At 43.5% G+C, this 14,199-nt stretch carries 16 protein-coding genes; 9 read left to right on the top strand and 7 right to left on the bottom strand.

What is annotated here, in order from left to right; translation table 11 throughout:
• The first annotated feature begins 38 nt into the window (after positions 1–38).
• Complete coding sequence (locus H538_RS0112765) at positions 39–425, top strand: hypothetical protein (RefSeq protein WP_026677940.1); 387 nt, start codon at positions 39–41, stop codon at positions 423–425.
• Between the two features lie 347 nt (positions 426–772).
• On the opposite strand, the gene H538_RS0112770 is transcribed toward H538_RS0112765, so the two are convergent.
• The 3 genes from H538_RS0112770 to H538_RS0112780 form a co-directional block, all read right to left on the bottom strand.
• A complete protein-coding gene (locus tag H538_RS0112770) occupies positions 773–2,113 on the bottom strand; it encodes an aspartate aminotransferase family protein (protein WP_026677941.1) in 1,341 nt (446 codons plus the stop codon).
• Between the two features lie 91 nt (positions 2,114–2,204).
• Entirely contained in the window at positions 2,205–3,662 is a 1,458-nt protein-coding gene (locus H538_RS0112775) for a CoA-acylating methylmalonate-semialdehyde dehydrogenase (protein WP_026677942.1), read from the bottom strand.
• A gap of 294 nt (positions 3,663–3,956) precedes the next feature.
• Positions 3,957–4,460 carry a DinB family protein gene (locus H538_RS0112780; RefSeq protein ID WP_026677943.1) on the bottom strand — a complete coding sequence of 168 codons (504 nt, stop codon included), beginning with the start codon at positions 4,458–4,460 and terminating at the stop codon, positions 3,957–3,959.
• Between the two features lie 235 nt (positions 4,461–4,695).
• Between H538_RS0112780 and H538_RS23825 the strand changes: the two genes are divergently transcribed.
• Together H538_RS23825 and H538_RS0112790 are read left to right on the top strand one after the other, a co-directional pair.
• Positions 4,696–4,995, top strand: coding sequence for a hypothetical protein (locus tag H538_RS23825; protein WP_051291469.1), 300 nt, complete (start codon positions 4,696–4,698; stop codon positions 4,993–4,995).
• A 189-nt stretch (positions 4,996–5,184) separates the two neighbouring features.
• On the top strand, positions 5,185–5,868 hold the full coding sequence (locus H538_RS0112790) for a serine/threonine protein kinase (RefSeq protein ID WP_154657975.1): 684 nt from the start codon (positions 5,185–5,187) through the stop codon (positions 5,866–5,868).
• An 8-nt stretch (positions 5,869–5,876) separates the two neighbouring features.
• Here H538_RS0112790 and H538_RS23830 read toward each other — a convergent pair whose 3' ends face one another.
• A complete protein-coding gene (locus tag H538_RS23830; RefSeq protein WP_051291470.1) occupies positions 5,877–6,797 on the bottom strand; it encodes a LysR family transcriptional regulator in 921 nt (306 codons plus the stop codon).
• 114 nt (positions 6,798–6,911) lie between these two features.
• Between H538_RS23830 and trxA the strand changes: the two genes are divergently transcribed.
• Together trxA and H538_RS0112805 are read left to right on the top strand one after the other, a co-directional pair.
• Entirely contained in the window at positions 6,912–7,235 is a 324-nt protein-coding gene (trxA, locus tag H538_RS0112800; protein ID WP_026677945.1) for a thioredoxin, read from the top strand.
• Positions 7,236–7,405: 170 nt separating this feature from the next.
• Positions 7,406–8,875 (top strand): flavin monoamine oxidase family protein, encoded by a 1,470-nt coding sequence (locus H538_RS0112805; RefSeq protein WP_026677946.1) that lies wholly within the window; start codon positions 7,406–7,408, stop codon positions 8,873–8,875.
• 51 nt (positions 8,876–8,926) lie between these two features.
• Here H538_RS0112805 and H538_RS26960 read toward each other — a convergent pair whose 3' ends face one another.
• On the bottom strand, positions 8,927–9,052 hold the full coding sequence (locus H538_RS26960; protein ID WP_281172190.1) for a hypothetical protein: 126 nt from the start codon (positions 9,050–9,052) through the stop codon (positions 8,927–8,929).
• 196 nt (positions 9,053–9,248) lie between these two features.
• Between H538_RS26960 and pfkA the strand changes: the two genes are divergently transcribed.
• The 3 genes from pfkA to glaH all read left to right on the top strand — a co-directional run bounded on the left by pfkA (position 9,249) and on the right by glaH (position 12,471).
• Positions 9,249–10,208 (top strand): 6-phosphofructokinase, encoded by a 960-nt coding sequence (gene pfkA / locus H538_RS0112815; RefSeq protein ID WP_026677947.1) that lies wholly within the window; start codon positions 9,249–9,251, stop codon positions 10,206–10,208.
• Between the two features lie 171 nt (positions 10,209–10,379).
• On the top strand, positions 10,380–11,237 hold the full coding sequence (locus H538_RS0112820; RefSeq protein WP_026677948.1) for a class II fructose-bisphosphate aldolase: 858 nt from the start codon (positions 10,380–10,382) through the stop codon (positions 11,235–11,237).
• Between the two features lie 298 nt (positions 11,238–11,535).
• Positions 11,536–12,471: a glutarate dioxygenase GlaH gene (gene glaH / locus H538_RS0112825; protein WP_026677949.1), complete on the top strand. Its 936-nt coding sequence runs from the start codon at positions 11,536–11,538 to the stop codon at positions 12,469–12,471.
• Between the two features lie 118 nt (positions 12,472–12,589).
• Here the strand turns inward: glaH and H538_RS23835 are convergent, their stop codons facing one another.
• Complete coding sequence (locus H538_RS23835) at positions 12,590–13,036, bottom strand: helix-turn-helix domain-containing protein (RefSeq protein ID WP_051291471.1); 447 nt, start codon at positions 13,034–13,036, stop codon at positions 12,590–12,592.
• Positions 13,037–13,110: 74 nt separating this feature from the next.
• Positions 13,111–13,629 carry a CBS domain-containing protein gene (locus tag H538_RS0112835; RefSeq protein WP_051291472.1) on the bottom strand — a complete coding sequence of 173 codons (519 nt, stop codon included), beginning with the start codon at positions 13,627–13,629 and terminating at the stop codon, positions 13,111–13,113.
• 344 nt (positions 13,630–13,973) lie between these two features.
• Between H538_RS0112835 and H538_RS0112840 the strand changes: the two genes are divergently transcribed.
• The coding region (locus tag H538_RS0112840) for a transposase (protein ID WP_026677951.1) at positions 13,974–14,199 on the top strand (226 nt) is incomplete at its 3' end.

Consider the following 14,199-nt stretch of genomic DNA (forward strand, 5'->3'; position numbering starts at 1 on the left):
TTAGAAGTCGATGAAACTAAAGCGAAGGAGGAATTGACATGATGAAATGGAAGTTGCCATTGATTGCGATGTTCGTTTTTGTTCTGGTTTTTTTGCCTGTATCTAGCGCTCTCGCATATTCTGACACCTTTGTCTATGATTTTGACACGAACTTAAGGAGCAAAGACCGGACACTGAAAACGTTTAATGATGCAACAATTACGTTCCATTCTGTCAAATGCAGGAAAGGCCACTATATGACAGTAACCGTAAAACATAATGTTTCCTGGGGGCGTGACTCATTATTGGCAAAAAAGAAAATACCGGAATGCGGAGGAACGGTCGGGCCATTTGGACATGATAAAAATACACCTGTTTATTTTATCATTTCAAAGCCACATGACGGCTATTGGGTCCGGGGAACGGGAACGATAAAAACGAAATAAAGGCTCCAGGCACAAAAACACTTGTTTCCTCAAGCCAGAGCCTGATGTACGGTTTCTTGATCATTTTCATTGTTTGATAGAATCAGGGTCGGTGGAAACATAAAAAGAGCGGATATTACCCGCTCTTTTTATGTTTCCATTTCTTTTGTGTGTGTTCGAAAAACGTTTCGGAGCCTTGCCTTCATTTCGATCCACATTTCATGTTTTACCGCGTTGTCAAAGAAAACAAATGACGGATCTATTCCAAACTATTAGCAAATTTATACATTGCTTGAAGGGTGTTTATCTAACGCCAAATGAATCAAGAAAAAAACACGTTTCGGAGAGGAAACGTGTTTTATCTGAACCTATAATTGGGCAAAGCTTTCCTTTATTGTTTTAACAATGAAGGAGAAGTCGTCTTCGGTAATGCTTAATGGCGGGGCGAGCTGCAGGATGTTATTGAAGCCAGCAACAGTGTCGCCGTTTTTTCCGATAATGAGCCCTTTTTCTTTGCAAAGGCCAATAGCTTTGTTCATTTTATCAATCGATGCCGGTTCCTTCGTCTCTTTGTTTTCTACAAGCTCAATTCCGATAAGCAGGCCCCTTCCGCGAACATCGCCGACATCCGGGTGGTCCTTTAGTTCGGCAAGCTCATTTAATAGCCGTTTGCCTAACTCTTTTGAACGTTCTACTAGTTTTTCATTTTCCATGATTTCGAGATTTTTCAAGGCAAGGGCGCAGGCGGCCGGATTTCCGCCAAATGTGTTGACATGGCGGAAGTGGTCATATGCGCCGCTTCCAGAGTACGCTTCATAAATTTCCCGTTTGACGGCAGTAGCGGACAGCGGGAGGTAGGCGCTCGTAATTCCTTTTGCCATTGTAATGATGTCAGGTTTGACCTCATAGTTCATAAAGCCAAACTTCTCGCCCGTTCGTCCGAATCCGCAAATGACTTCATCGCAAATAAGGAGTGCGCCGTGCTTCTCGCAATATTCTTTTACCTTTTTCATGTAGCCGTCAGGAGGCATTAAGATTCCGCCGCCCGTAATGATCGGCTCCATAATGACTCCAGCGATTGTTTCGCTTAATTCCCATGTCATGACGCGGTCGATTTCAGCGGCGCTTGAGAGGGTATGAACGTCTTCTGGATTTCGGTACGTGTCAGGCGGTGCGACATGAATGAATCCCATACTGAGCGGTTCATATTTATATTTTCTTTGCGCCTGGCCGGTTGCGCTAAGCGCACCCATCGAGTTGCCGTGGTACGCGCGGTAGCGGGAAATAAACTTATAGCGTCCATGATCCCCATTTTGCTGGTGGTATTGACGGACAATTTTAAATGCGGTTTCATTCGCTTCTGAGCCGCTGTTAGAGAAGAAAATGACATAATCGCCGCCAAGCCATTCATTCAGCTTTTCAGCCAGTTTAATTGCCGGAACATGGCTCTGGGTTAATGGGAAGTAGGGCATTTCTTTAAGTTGTTCGTACGCCGCTTCAGCAAGTTCGGTTCGTCCGTAGCCGACATTGACGCACCAGAGGCCGGACATTCCATCTAAATAGCGGTTTCCGTCACTGTCGGTCACCCATGCCCCTTCTGCTTTTTGGATGACGAGATTAGCAGGATTGGGTGCGGAGCCTTTCATCGAATGCCAGAGGTACTTCGCGTCCTTTGCCAGAAGCTCTTTCGTTTGGTCAGTCGCTTGCATGATCATCAACTCCGTTCTTTTTATTCACGTATGGATAACCGGAATCGGCGATTCGCCGATTCCAATCCACAAGATTGCTAGAATAATTTTGTTAATATCTTGCAGTTAACATTTTCTTGCGTGTATAGAATTCTACTCCGTCGCGTCCATTCGTATGAAGGTCGCCATAGAACGATTTCTTATAGCCGGAGAATGGGAAGAAGGCCATTGGCGCAGGAACCCCGATATTAATGCCAAGCATGCCTGCATCTATTTCTTCACGGAATTCACGGATCGCTTTTGCGCTATCGGTATAAAGACAGGCGCCGTTCGCGAATTCGGATTGGTTTGTAATTTCAATGGCTTCTTGAAGGCTATTGGCGCGAACGATGGATAAAACAGGGGCGAAAATTTCATCTTGCCAAATTTTCATTCCCGGTTTTACGTGATCGAAAAGGGTAGGACCGACAAAGTAGCCGTTTTCGTTGTCTCCTTCACGTCTGCCGTCACGGACAAGAGTTGCCCCCTCTTTTTCACCAATGTCAATGTAATCGATCGTCCGTTTTTTATGCGCATCGCGGATAACTGGTCCAAGGAACACCTCTTCATCCATGCCATTGCCCATTTTGATTTCATCCGCTGCTTGTTTTAACCTGCTGACTAATTCATCGCCTATGTCTCCAACGGCGACGACAACAGATGCCGCCATACAGCGTTCGCCTGCAGAACCGAATGCAGCGCCGATAATATTTTTAACCGCATTGTCTAAATCGGCGTCCGGGAGAACGATGGAATGGTTTTTCGCGCCAGAAAGCGCCTGTACTCGTTTTCCGTTAGCTGCGGCAGTTTTGTAAACATACTCGGCGACCGGCTGGGACCCAACGAAAGATACGGCTGCCACATCTTTATGTTCAAGAATGCCGTTTACGACATCGTGAGCCCCATGCACTATGTTAAGGACGCCGTCAGGAAGCCCTGCTTGCTTGAAGAGTTCAGCGAGGCGATTGGCCAATAGCGGCGTGCGCTCAGACGGCTTTAAGACAAATGTATTTCCGCATGCAATCGCGAGTGGAAACATCCAGCAAGGAACCATCATCGGAAAGTTAAACGGCGTGATCCCGCCAACGACGCCGATTGGGTAGCGATACATTCCGGATTCAAGATCGGTTGCAATGTCAGGAAGTTGTGTGCCCATCATTAAAGTCGGTGCCCCTGCGGCAAATTCAACGCATTCAATCCCGCGCTGTACTTCTCCGTAAGCTTCGCCATAACTTTTTCCGTTTTCTAACGTTACAAGCTCAGCTAGTTCCTCCCAGTTTTCAACGAGGAGCTGTTGAAAGCGGAAGAGGATGCGAGCGCGTTTTGGAACGGCGACCTTTTTCCATGTTTTAAACGCTTCTTTCGCACTAGCGACGGCTTTGTCCAAATCTTCTCTTGTGGAAATGGGGACACGGGCGATCACTTCGCCTGTCGCAGGATTTGGAACTTCTTCTGACTGTTTGCCGGCCGATTCGACCCACTGTCCACCAATATAGTTTTTTAGAAGCTGTACATCTTTTGTTACAGTCATTGTAAAACCTCCCGGATTTAACGTTTAATCTCTTTGAGTTCATTATAGTCCCTGTGATAAGCGCTTTCATTAGACAAAACGTTAAAAGATTTCTGAAGATTTCGCTACGTTTTGCCTACCGATGTGGAAAGCTGCACAAATTTTGGAGTCGGTGTGTTAACGAACACAAGGCAGTTCCAGATGTACAGCCGCTCTTTGCCTGGTCCAAACCAGGTAGAGAAGTCAACTATAAAAAAACCATCGCCCATTCACATGGCAATGGTTTTGTTGGTCGTTCATTGATATTGAATTTTTTTAAGATTTTGGCGTTTCCATGCCTAATACGGCCCACTCCTCTTTTGATGGGCCGTATATTCCGGGAACGGTTAAACCCGCTTGCCGCATGAGAACCGTCATTTGCCCGCGATGATGGGTTTGATGCTGATTTAAGTAAAGTAAAAGCACTCCTTTTGGCATTTGCTGTCCAAAAAAGTTGATGGATTCAGTCAGATCATGATCCGTCCATTGAGCCTTCAGCGATTGAATAAAGGCATCAGAAACTTTTTCGTAACTTTTGGCGATAAACTCAGCCGAATGAGGGACGGGCCAGTCTTTATCGGGCGCCTCAAAGGTAAGTCCCGCCTGTGATGAAATGACTTTAATTGCAGTCACGGTGTGCCATGCGATCCGTCCCAATGTCCAATTCTCCGGAGAGACTTCTTGATCAAGCGACTCGTCAGTTAATTGGTTGAGCACTTTCTTCGTGGCTTTAGCCTCGTAGTGCCAGGATTGGAAAAAGTCGTTCAATGACCGATACATTCTTTGCCTCCTTAAATTCAGAATAATGATTATTTCGCTTGCTTACCAAAAACTCCTTTTTTTCTTGGAACTTTAAAATTGAATATTGTTGAACGTCAATGGATGCAATAAATTGGCGAACGGTGATTCCGCAAAACAAATCCTTTTCCGACAAAATCACCCCGTACAATTCTGGACAAGGATATGTCACAATAATAGTAAGCAGACGTTCACAGCAAAAGCTAGGGGTGATGAAATGAACAACATTATTTCGTTTAAAGTGCTTTCCAGTTCAATTCCACTGCCGAAGATCATAAAGTTCCATGAGATTTGCCAGCAGTATCAAGACTGTACGGTTTATGTTTACAAGAATAAGGAAACGTGCATAGTAGAAAGTATGACGAAGTTGGTTTCATTTATTTTAAACCTCCGTGGCCGTGATTTTCTTGTGATCATTGAAGGGGAAGAAGTTAAAAGCGCTTATAGGGCGATTCAATCTCTTTTAAACGAAAAAGAAGAAGCGACGATTGCGGAAGAATGCGAACTGCTGAATTAAATAAAGGATATTGAACTAGCCGGGAAAACGAATTTCCCGGCTAGTTCTTCTTTCCGACCTTCTAAAAACATGAAACCTCTTCCTGTTTTGAACGTAATATGACTATAACTTCAAACAGAAGGCTAAAATAATGTTCACGTTTTAATATTTCATGAAACAAAGGATTTTTTTTAGGAAGGGTGTATGCCAATGGATTGGCGGCAGGTCGTTCCTCTCATTCAACGCATAAAAATTGAAGCCACTGAGGACAATGGTATAGTCCGGGTCAAAGAAGCCCCTTCCGAATTGACATGCATCGGCAAGGGAACGGATGCAGCCGTATTCGTCCATGACGAATTTCCGCGATATGCGTTTAAAGTTTATGCGATTGGCAGGGAAGAAAAGCGGAAAAATGAAGAAAAAGCGTACCGGCTATTAAAGGATAGCCCATATTTCCCCCGTTTTTATGGATCGGGAAAGTCTTATATTGTCATCAGCAATGAAAAAGGGATCAATTTGTATGACTGTTTAATTCGAGGAATTGAAATTCCGAAACACGTGATTGATGAAGTAGATCGGGCGATGGAGCATGCCCGTCATGTTGGCTTGAATCCTCGCGACGTTCATTTAAAAAATATTATTCTTCAAGGTGACCACGTGAAGCTGATTGACGTCTCTGAATATGTCAACCCGGGAAATGACCGAAGATGGGAGCATTTAAAGGAAGGGTATCAATTGTACTATCCATTAATCGCTTCACGAAAAATCCCCCCATCTGTTCTTGATTTTGTGAACAACCAGTATAAAAAACAGAAGTCTCCAACTTTTTCCGTTCAAAAGTTCGGCAAGCTCCTTCTGCCGCTTCTTTCAAAATTGCTGGAGGAAAGGGCGTAGCCGGAGAATCAAAAATTTTCTTTTTTTACAATGACGGAATGGTAGCTGTTGAATAGTTTGAGTGATAAATCTTTCGTAAATTCTTGCGCTTCATGGATAAAGGCAGAGACGACCGGCAACGTATACCTTGAAGCGCGAAATGCCAGGCCGACATTTTGATACACTTGCGGGTTCAAATAGGAGGCGGAGACTTTCGGCAATGTCGCGGGGATCGCCATTTCTGGCAAAATCGTATTCCCGACGCCCTCTTGCACCATTGCTAAAATGGTCGCAATGTCCCTGACTTCAAATTGGATGTTCGGCGCACATCCCTGTGCATTAAAGATGGAGCGAAGCACCCGGTCGCATTCTTTCGGCATAATAAAAGGCTCATGGGCGATCGTTTTTAACTCAAGGGAAGCCTTTCCGTTTGCCGGATGGTTTTCAGGCAAAAAAATGACCATTTTGTCCTGGACAAGCGGGACAAAGTCGAATTCTTGCATGTTTTCCGAGACGACCGCAAGATCAATGACCGATAGCTTTAACCAGTTTCGGAGCTCTTCAAAGCTCCCTTCGTAAAGAATGACTTCAATGCCGGGAAATCGTTTCTTGAATGAGCCGATCATCCCAGGCAATAATTTTGCAGACATGCTTGATATGCCTCCGATGCGGATCGTCCCTGTTTCAAGTTCGGTGATACCGGCTGCCTCATTGATGATTTTAGTTTTGATGGCCATTAGTTCCCGAATAAGACCCGTGATTCGCTCTCCGACCTTTGTTAAGCTGACTCCCTTGCGATTCCGGTTTAATAATTTAACATTTAAGTCGGTTTCTAAAGCTGCAACGGCCTGGCTGACAGCGGACTGTGAAAGGCCGATTTGTTCTCCGGCTTTTGTAAAGCTTTTCGTTTCAACGACTGTTAAAAAAACTTCCAATTGAAATAATGTCATCGTTAGTTCTCCTGGAATTAGTTTTTCTTATGCTGTAAATTTAAAACATTAATTTTACTTATTCTAAAATGCGCCATATACTATTGTCAACGCTAAAGAAAAGGAGAGAGTCACATGGGTTTATTGCATGCCGATGGAGAAGGGATCTTGAAGGAAATCGAAACGAGCAAAACCGTGCTCATTGACTGCTGGGCGCCTTGGTGCGGTCCATGCCGAATGATCAACCCGATTCTTGAAGAGATCCATGAAGAATTAGGGGTAAAAATCGTTAAAGTAAATGCCGATGATAATGAGGACTTCATTAGCCGGCAACAAGTGCTTGGCATCCCGACGTTGCTACTTTTTAAAGATGGTCAGCTTGTTGACCGGATAACGGGATTCAGGCCAAAAGAGCAAATCATTGAATTTTTGAAGTCACACGAAGTTGTTGAGGTGTAAAGCATATGACCAGCTCTGGCGAAAGAGCTGGTTTTTTTATATGAAGTTTTTTAATTGCTATTCGCTTCCGAATGTGTACTTTCAACATAACGGCCATCCCGTTTGAATAGGATGATAACAATAAGAATCATCCTTCGGGTGAATTAAAGGAGAACGGTATGACTGCTCACATGCTTCCTCAATTAACACCCGCTCAAATGCTGTCGGTTATCGAAAAAGGGCTTCCAAAATCGCGAATTCCAAAACGCATCACCGTTGTTGGCGCGGGAATGTCAGGGCTTGTTGCGGCTTCTCTATTAAAAGGAGCGGGACACAGTGTCACGATTCTGGAAGCTTCAGAAAGAGTGGGCGGGCGCGTTTACACCATTCGCTCGCCTTTTAGCAGTGGGCTATATTTTAACGCAGGGGCCATGCGGATTCCCGACAGCCATTATTTGACCTTAGCCTATATTAAAAAATTTGGATTGCCCGTCAATGAATTTATTAATCGAACGCCAGTGGATTTGATTTACGTCAATGGTATAAAAACGAGACTCGATCATTATGAAAAAAATCCGGGCATATTAAACTTTCCCATTTTCCCAAATGAAATGGGAAAATCATCAGAAGAACTTTTGCTTTTAGCCATCAAGCCAATTCTTGATTTTATACGTAAAGATCCTCATAAAAATTGGCTTTTAGTCCAAAAAGAATTTGGCACCTATTCGTTAGGTTCATTTTTGAGCACCTATCATTATCAATATGGAACGACGTTTTCAGATGGGGCAATCGATATGATCGGTGTCCTTCTTGATCTGGAAGCTTATATGGGAATGTCCTTTCTTGAAGTATTGAGAGAAATGCCGTTATTTGCATATAAAAGCAAGTTTTATGAACTTACAGACGGGATGGATCGGCTGCCGCACGCGTTTCTCCCGCAATTAAAAGAGGATATTCGATTCAGGCAATGGATGACGAAAATCGTTCAAGACCAGACGAGTGTAACCATTTATACGAACGATCAGAAAACGTCACAGAATTTCACAATCACAAGTGATCTTGCCATTGTCACCATCCCTTTTTCTCTAATGAGATTTGTACAAATTCAGCCATACCAATCTTTTTCCTATTTTAAGAGAAAAGCGATTCGTGAACTGAATTATATGGCATCGACAAAGATCGGGCTTCAATTTAAAAGCAGGTTTTGGGAAAAGTACGGTCAATATGGCGGAAAGTCGATAACGGATTTGCCCATTCGGTTTTCCTATTATCCAAGCGTCGGGATCGGCTCAAGCGGGCCCGCCATTGTGATTGCCAGTTATACATGGGCGGATGAAGCGTTAACTTGGGAAGGATTATCAAACGATGAACGCGTTCGGCATGCCCTTCAAAACATGGCTCAGTTATTTGGGGATCAAGTCTATAAAGAGTTTGAAACAGGGACTTCGTTCAGCTGGACGGGAAATCCATATTCTTGCGGTGGGTTTACCGCTTTTGAACCGGGGCAGGAAACAGAGCTTTACCCTTATATTGCCTTGCCGGAAGGAAGAGTGCATTTTGCCGGAGAACATACAACTTTAACGCATGCCTGGATCCAGGGGGCAATTGAGTCCGGAATTCGCGTTGCTTATGAAGTCAATGATTTGCCGAGAGCTTTTTGAAAGTTTAAAGACGGGCCTTTAGTGTGTGCCCGTCTTTTTCTTTTAAACCGTTTAATTTTCATTCACAATTGCTTTAAATTCATCATCATCGTTAATTCTTGGATGGGGGGTATCGGTTTCAATTTCGCGAATCGTAGGTCGTTCAATTTCAATACTTGTTTTCTTGTCTTTTTTCATTGGTCAAACCTCCTTCAACTATTACAAATTCCTTTTCTGCCAGACCTATTCTATTGCAAAAATATTTACAATCCGTTCAACTATTCCTATAATTAAACTTATCGCTAGACGTCTGACTTCTTAAAGCAATGCAAGGATTTTTTCAACTGAAAAATGCCCATACTTTAAAACAAAGAATTGGAATGGAGGAAATATAGTGAAGAAGATCGCTGTTTTGACAAGCGGGGGTGACGCTCCGGGAATGAATGCTGCCATTCGCGCAGTCGTTCGAAGAGGCATTTTTAAAGGGCTTGATGTGTATGGCGTAAAGAATGGTTACGATGGATTGATGGCAGGCAATTTTGTTCATATGGATCTTGGCAGCGTAGGGGATATTATTCATCGCGGAGGAACGATTTTACGAAGCGCACGGAGTGAGAAGTTTAAGACAGAAGAAGGCCAAGAGCGTGCACTAGAAAAGCTGAAAGAAAAGGAGATTGACGGGCTCGTTGTCATCGGAGGAGACGGTTCCTTTAAAGGAGCGGAAAAATTAACCGCGAAAGGCTTTCCGACGATCGGCATTCCAGGAACGATTGACAATGATATTGCGGGTACGGACTACACCATAGGCTTTGATACCGCTGTTAACACGGCTGTCGATGCGATTGACAAAATTCGCGATACCGCTTTTTCTCATGAACGGACTTCGATCATTGAGGTGATGGGACGTGAGGCGGGAGACATCGCTTTATGGGCCGGTTTATGCGGCGGCGCTGAATCGATCATCATCCCGGAATCACCCTATAACATTGATGATATTGTTGACCGAATCGAGCAAGGACACCAGCGGGGGAAAATGCACAGCATTATCGTCGTAGCCGAAGGGGTATGTAAAGCCGAGGATATTAGCCAATTAATTAAAACGAAAACCGGTCTTGAAACAAGAGTAATCGTGCTTGGTTATCTTCAGCGCGGAGGCTCTCCCACTGCGCACGACCGCATGATGGGCAGCCAGATGGGGGCAAAAGCCGTTGATTTATTAGTAGAAGGAGAAAAAGGGGTAATGGTCGGTTGGAAAAAGGGCCAATTGATTCATTTACCTTTCGCTGAAGCGGCAAAGGACAAGCACCGGGTTGATATGTCCGTTTATCATCTGGCAAGAAGTCTATCGATATAGGAAGAGTAAAAATGCCAGGCATTATGTAGATCAAGAAAACCAATCTTTGAAATTTAGTTCAATAGCTTTTTTATAAACTTTATGGGACGTAATTTGTCTATCTGGGACATTTAATGTCCTTGTCGCCAAATAGACAATACTGACCGTTTCAATTTATAGGAGGAGAATCATATGGCTTTAGTCTCAATGAAAGAAATGTTAAATAAAGCGTTAAAAGAAGGGTATGCGGTAGGGCAGTTCAACATTAATAACCTGGAATGGACTCAGGCCATTTTAGCAGCGGCCGAGGAAGAGAAATCGCCGGTAATCCTCGGCGTTTCTGAAGGTGCGGCTCGTTATATGGGCGGCTTTAAAGTCGTGACTGCCATGACTGCAGCACTTATCGAAGAAATGAAAGTGACAGTGCCTGTAGCGATTCATTTAGACCACGGCTCCAGTTTTGAAAAATGCCAGGCTGCGATTGATGCTGGCTTTACATCTGTCATGATCGACGCTTCCCATCACCCATTTGAAGAAAATGTGGCCATTACAAAGCGGGTCGTTGAATATGCCCATGAACGCGGCGTTTCGGTTGAAGCAGAGCTCGGAACGGTAGGCGGACAGGAAGATGATGTAGTTGCGGATGGGGTGATCTACGCGGATCCGAATGAGTGTGAAGAGCTTGTGAAGCGCACTGGAATTGATTGTCTTGCGCCTGCATTAGGCTCTGTCCACGGGCCATATAAAGGCGAACCGAAACTGGGCTTTAAAGAAATGGAACAAATTTGCCATACAACCGGCTTGCCGCTTGTATTACATGGCGGTACAGGCATTCCGACCGATCAAATTCAAAAGTCGATCCGATTAGGAACGGCAAAAATCAATGTCAACACGGAAAACCAGATTGCCTTTACGAAAGTCGTGCGTGAAGTATTAAGCGCTGACTCCGGCGTATATGATCCACGCAAATTTATCGGGCCAGGACGGGATGCGATTAAAGCGACTGTGATTGGCAAGATGCGCGAATTCGGTTCTTCTGGCAAAGCGTAAACCACTCTTTTCATAAACATTTAAAATTATCGAAAAAATGTATTGACAGGAGAACATTAAACTCATAGAATATAACTAATTAATTGCTACTAGAAAGGCAGCCCCTTTCAGTAACAGCAATGCAGACGCTTGAATTTAAAATAACAATAACTGTAAAGTCTATCGGACTTCCGCCAAGAAGCCGTTAGTAGACTATAGCCAGTTATATCATTTCCATTGGAATGGTATGGCTGGCTATTTTTTATTCCCTTTAAAGCGTTTGTGTGTTGCTGATTAAAGATTTAAGGAGGAAGGAACAATGAGTATGGTTCAAGAGAAAGTGAAGTCATTTGTAGGAAAGTATGAAACATTTAAGGTAAAGGAACATCCGCATCATCATCGCCTTTATCACATTGAACTTAAATCCGAAGCGCTCGATTTGTTTTTAGCCGGAAATGAAGAAGTGAATAGCCAGCAACTTGAATATGTCCCTTATATGCGCTTGATTTTAGCAAAGCGTTTAGAAACGATTCTTGGAGAAACATTTGCAAAAACCATCCGGGAAATCTTGCATGACCGCAATTCCGGCGGATTCACGATCGGGATGCAAAACCAAACGACAGAGGTCGAGGATTATATTAAATTTTCAACCGCATTGACACATCTTGTCGGCGGAGTGAATTTCGATGCGATGAGCGGCACGTATTATGCCAGGTTCTCCGTTAAGGATACGGACGATAGCGATTCGTATTTGCGCCAGGCTTATCGGCTATTTACGCTCCATACCGATGGGACATTTGTAGATGAACCGACTGATTGGCTTCTTATGATGAAGTTTGCGGAAGAAAATGCGGTTGGCGGAGAGTCCCGCCTGCTTCATCTCGACGATTGGGAAGAACTGGAGAAATTTTCTAACCATCCGCTGGCAACAACCCGAATCGAATACAAAGCGCCGGCAAGTAAAAATGTAACACAAACCGTTTACAATCAAACCTTTTATGAGCAAAACGGAAAGCCTTGCATTTGTTTCATAGACCAATTTGCTTACCCGCAAACATTGGAACAAGCGAGTTACTTAAAAGAACTTTCCGATTCAATGGAAAACAGTCCGGCGACAATTGCCCTGCCGCTTCCGGTTGGAGATTTGGTGATGATCAACAATACGTTCTGGCTGCACGGAAGAGCGCCGTTTGAAAAGAATCCAAAACTTTATCGTGAATTGCTCAGACAAAGAGGCTATTTTGCAAAGGTGTGAGCGGGGCGGGAAGGACATCTATTTAATGCAAAAACGCATTGTGACCGTTTGAATCTGTTTATAAAGAGATAAACGAACTTAAGCCTTTTATATTCACAAATGCCAGGAACCCAGCCACCTATTCGTGAATGGGTTCTTGCAGCAATTGTTCCTTCATCTGCTCCGCTTTTTTCAGGCGGTTTAAAAAGGATTGCTCAATGACACGCAGCTTTTCTATTTTTTCTTGCGTTCCATTGATAATTTCTTGAAGCAGTTCTGTTGCTTCGTCTAAAATCTCTAGCTTTTCATCTGTCAGACCTGTTTTCTTATACGTACTTTCTAGCTCTTCTAAAGAAGCTTCCATCACTAATACCCGGTGAATCCCGTCAAGAGAAAGGCCAAGATTTTCTTTGATCCGTAAAATATGCTTTAACTGGCGAAGAACATGTTCATCATAGATTCGATGTCCTCCCGCTGTTCGCCTGGAGGGAGAGATTAAGCCAATCTCCTCATAATATCGCAAAGTTCTTGCGGTAATGCCGAGCATTTTTTTGACATCATCAACAGAATAAAATGTTTCACTCATTTCCAGCACTCCTCCTCTATATTGAGAAGTTGGTTACGCAGCGGGAAGTATGGCCCCCGCTATGTAGCCTGATACTACTTTTCTTCCATTGTAACAAAATTTTTAACGACAGAGCGGACGACGTCTCCGCGGCTAATGATGCCAACAAGCAGTTGATCGCGAACGACAGGCACTTTTTTAATGTTCCGTTTTGCAAGCACATTCGCCACATGAACGAGACTATCTTCTTCCTTTACGGTTACCGTCTTTTTGACTCCGACATCTAACACATTTTTTTTGAAAACGTGAAGCGAATTGCGCTTAAATTCGTCTTTTTCTTCGCCCGTGGGCGTTTCATCGTCCAGTCTTTTCGGGTCGATCGCGTAATAATAGGCATAAAGAGAAATCCAGGAAGAAAAGCTTTTGTCGACATGTTTACCGAGAAAGCGCATAATGTCTCCATCACTGATGTATCCAACAAGATGATAGTTATCATCCACGATCGGCATTCCGCTAATCCGAAATTTTGCGAATTTCTCCAAAACCGTTTGCACATTATCATCTTTGTTTACAGTATAGACATTCTGAATCATAATATCTTTCACTCGCAACATCTCTTCCACCTCCGAAAATGATCGAAAAAGTTACGTTAACGTTAACTGTTAGTTATAGTATACTACAAAGTTTGAGAGCTAAACCAAAAAAATAGGTTTTACAGGAAAAAAACTGTACATTTGGACATACTATATACAAAAAGATTCGGATGGTGGATGAATTGGAGAAAATAAATAAACGGTTAAATCTCTGTTGGGAGGGATTGACGTTAAAACATGTATCTCATCCAGAAATCATGATGATGTAAAATATCTTGTGTAAGTCAAAGAAGGCCTTCTCAAAATAAAAAAAGTAGGGTACTCTCGGAATTGTCGAAGATTCCAGAACGAGAGGAGACCCTACTATGAATTTTAGTATAACCGATATTCTGTCACAAAATCAATTGGATCAAATGGTAAAGGATTTTTTGAAAGAGAAGATTGAATTCCTGCTTCAGGAGGAGATCAAGAATTTCATCAAAGTAGAAAACCCGGATCAAAAGCTGCAGCGTAACGGCTATTACCCACGGGGCTTAGACACGAAGTACGGACGAATAGAAGAACTCAGTATCCCCAGGGATCGGCAGGGGC

It is taken from the genome of Fictibacillus gelatini DSM 15865, assembly GCF_000430745.1.
Classification (GTDB): domain Bacteria; phylum Bacillota; class Bacilli; order Bacillales; family Fictibacillaceae; genus Fictibacillus_A; species Fictibacillus_A gelatini.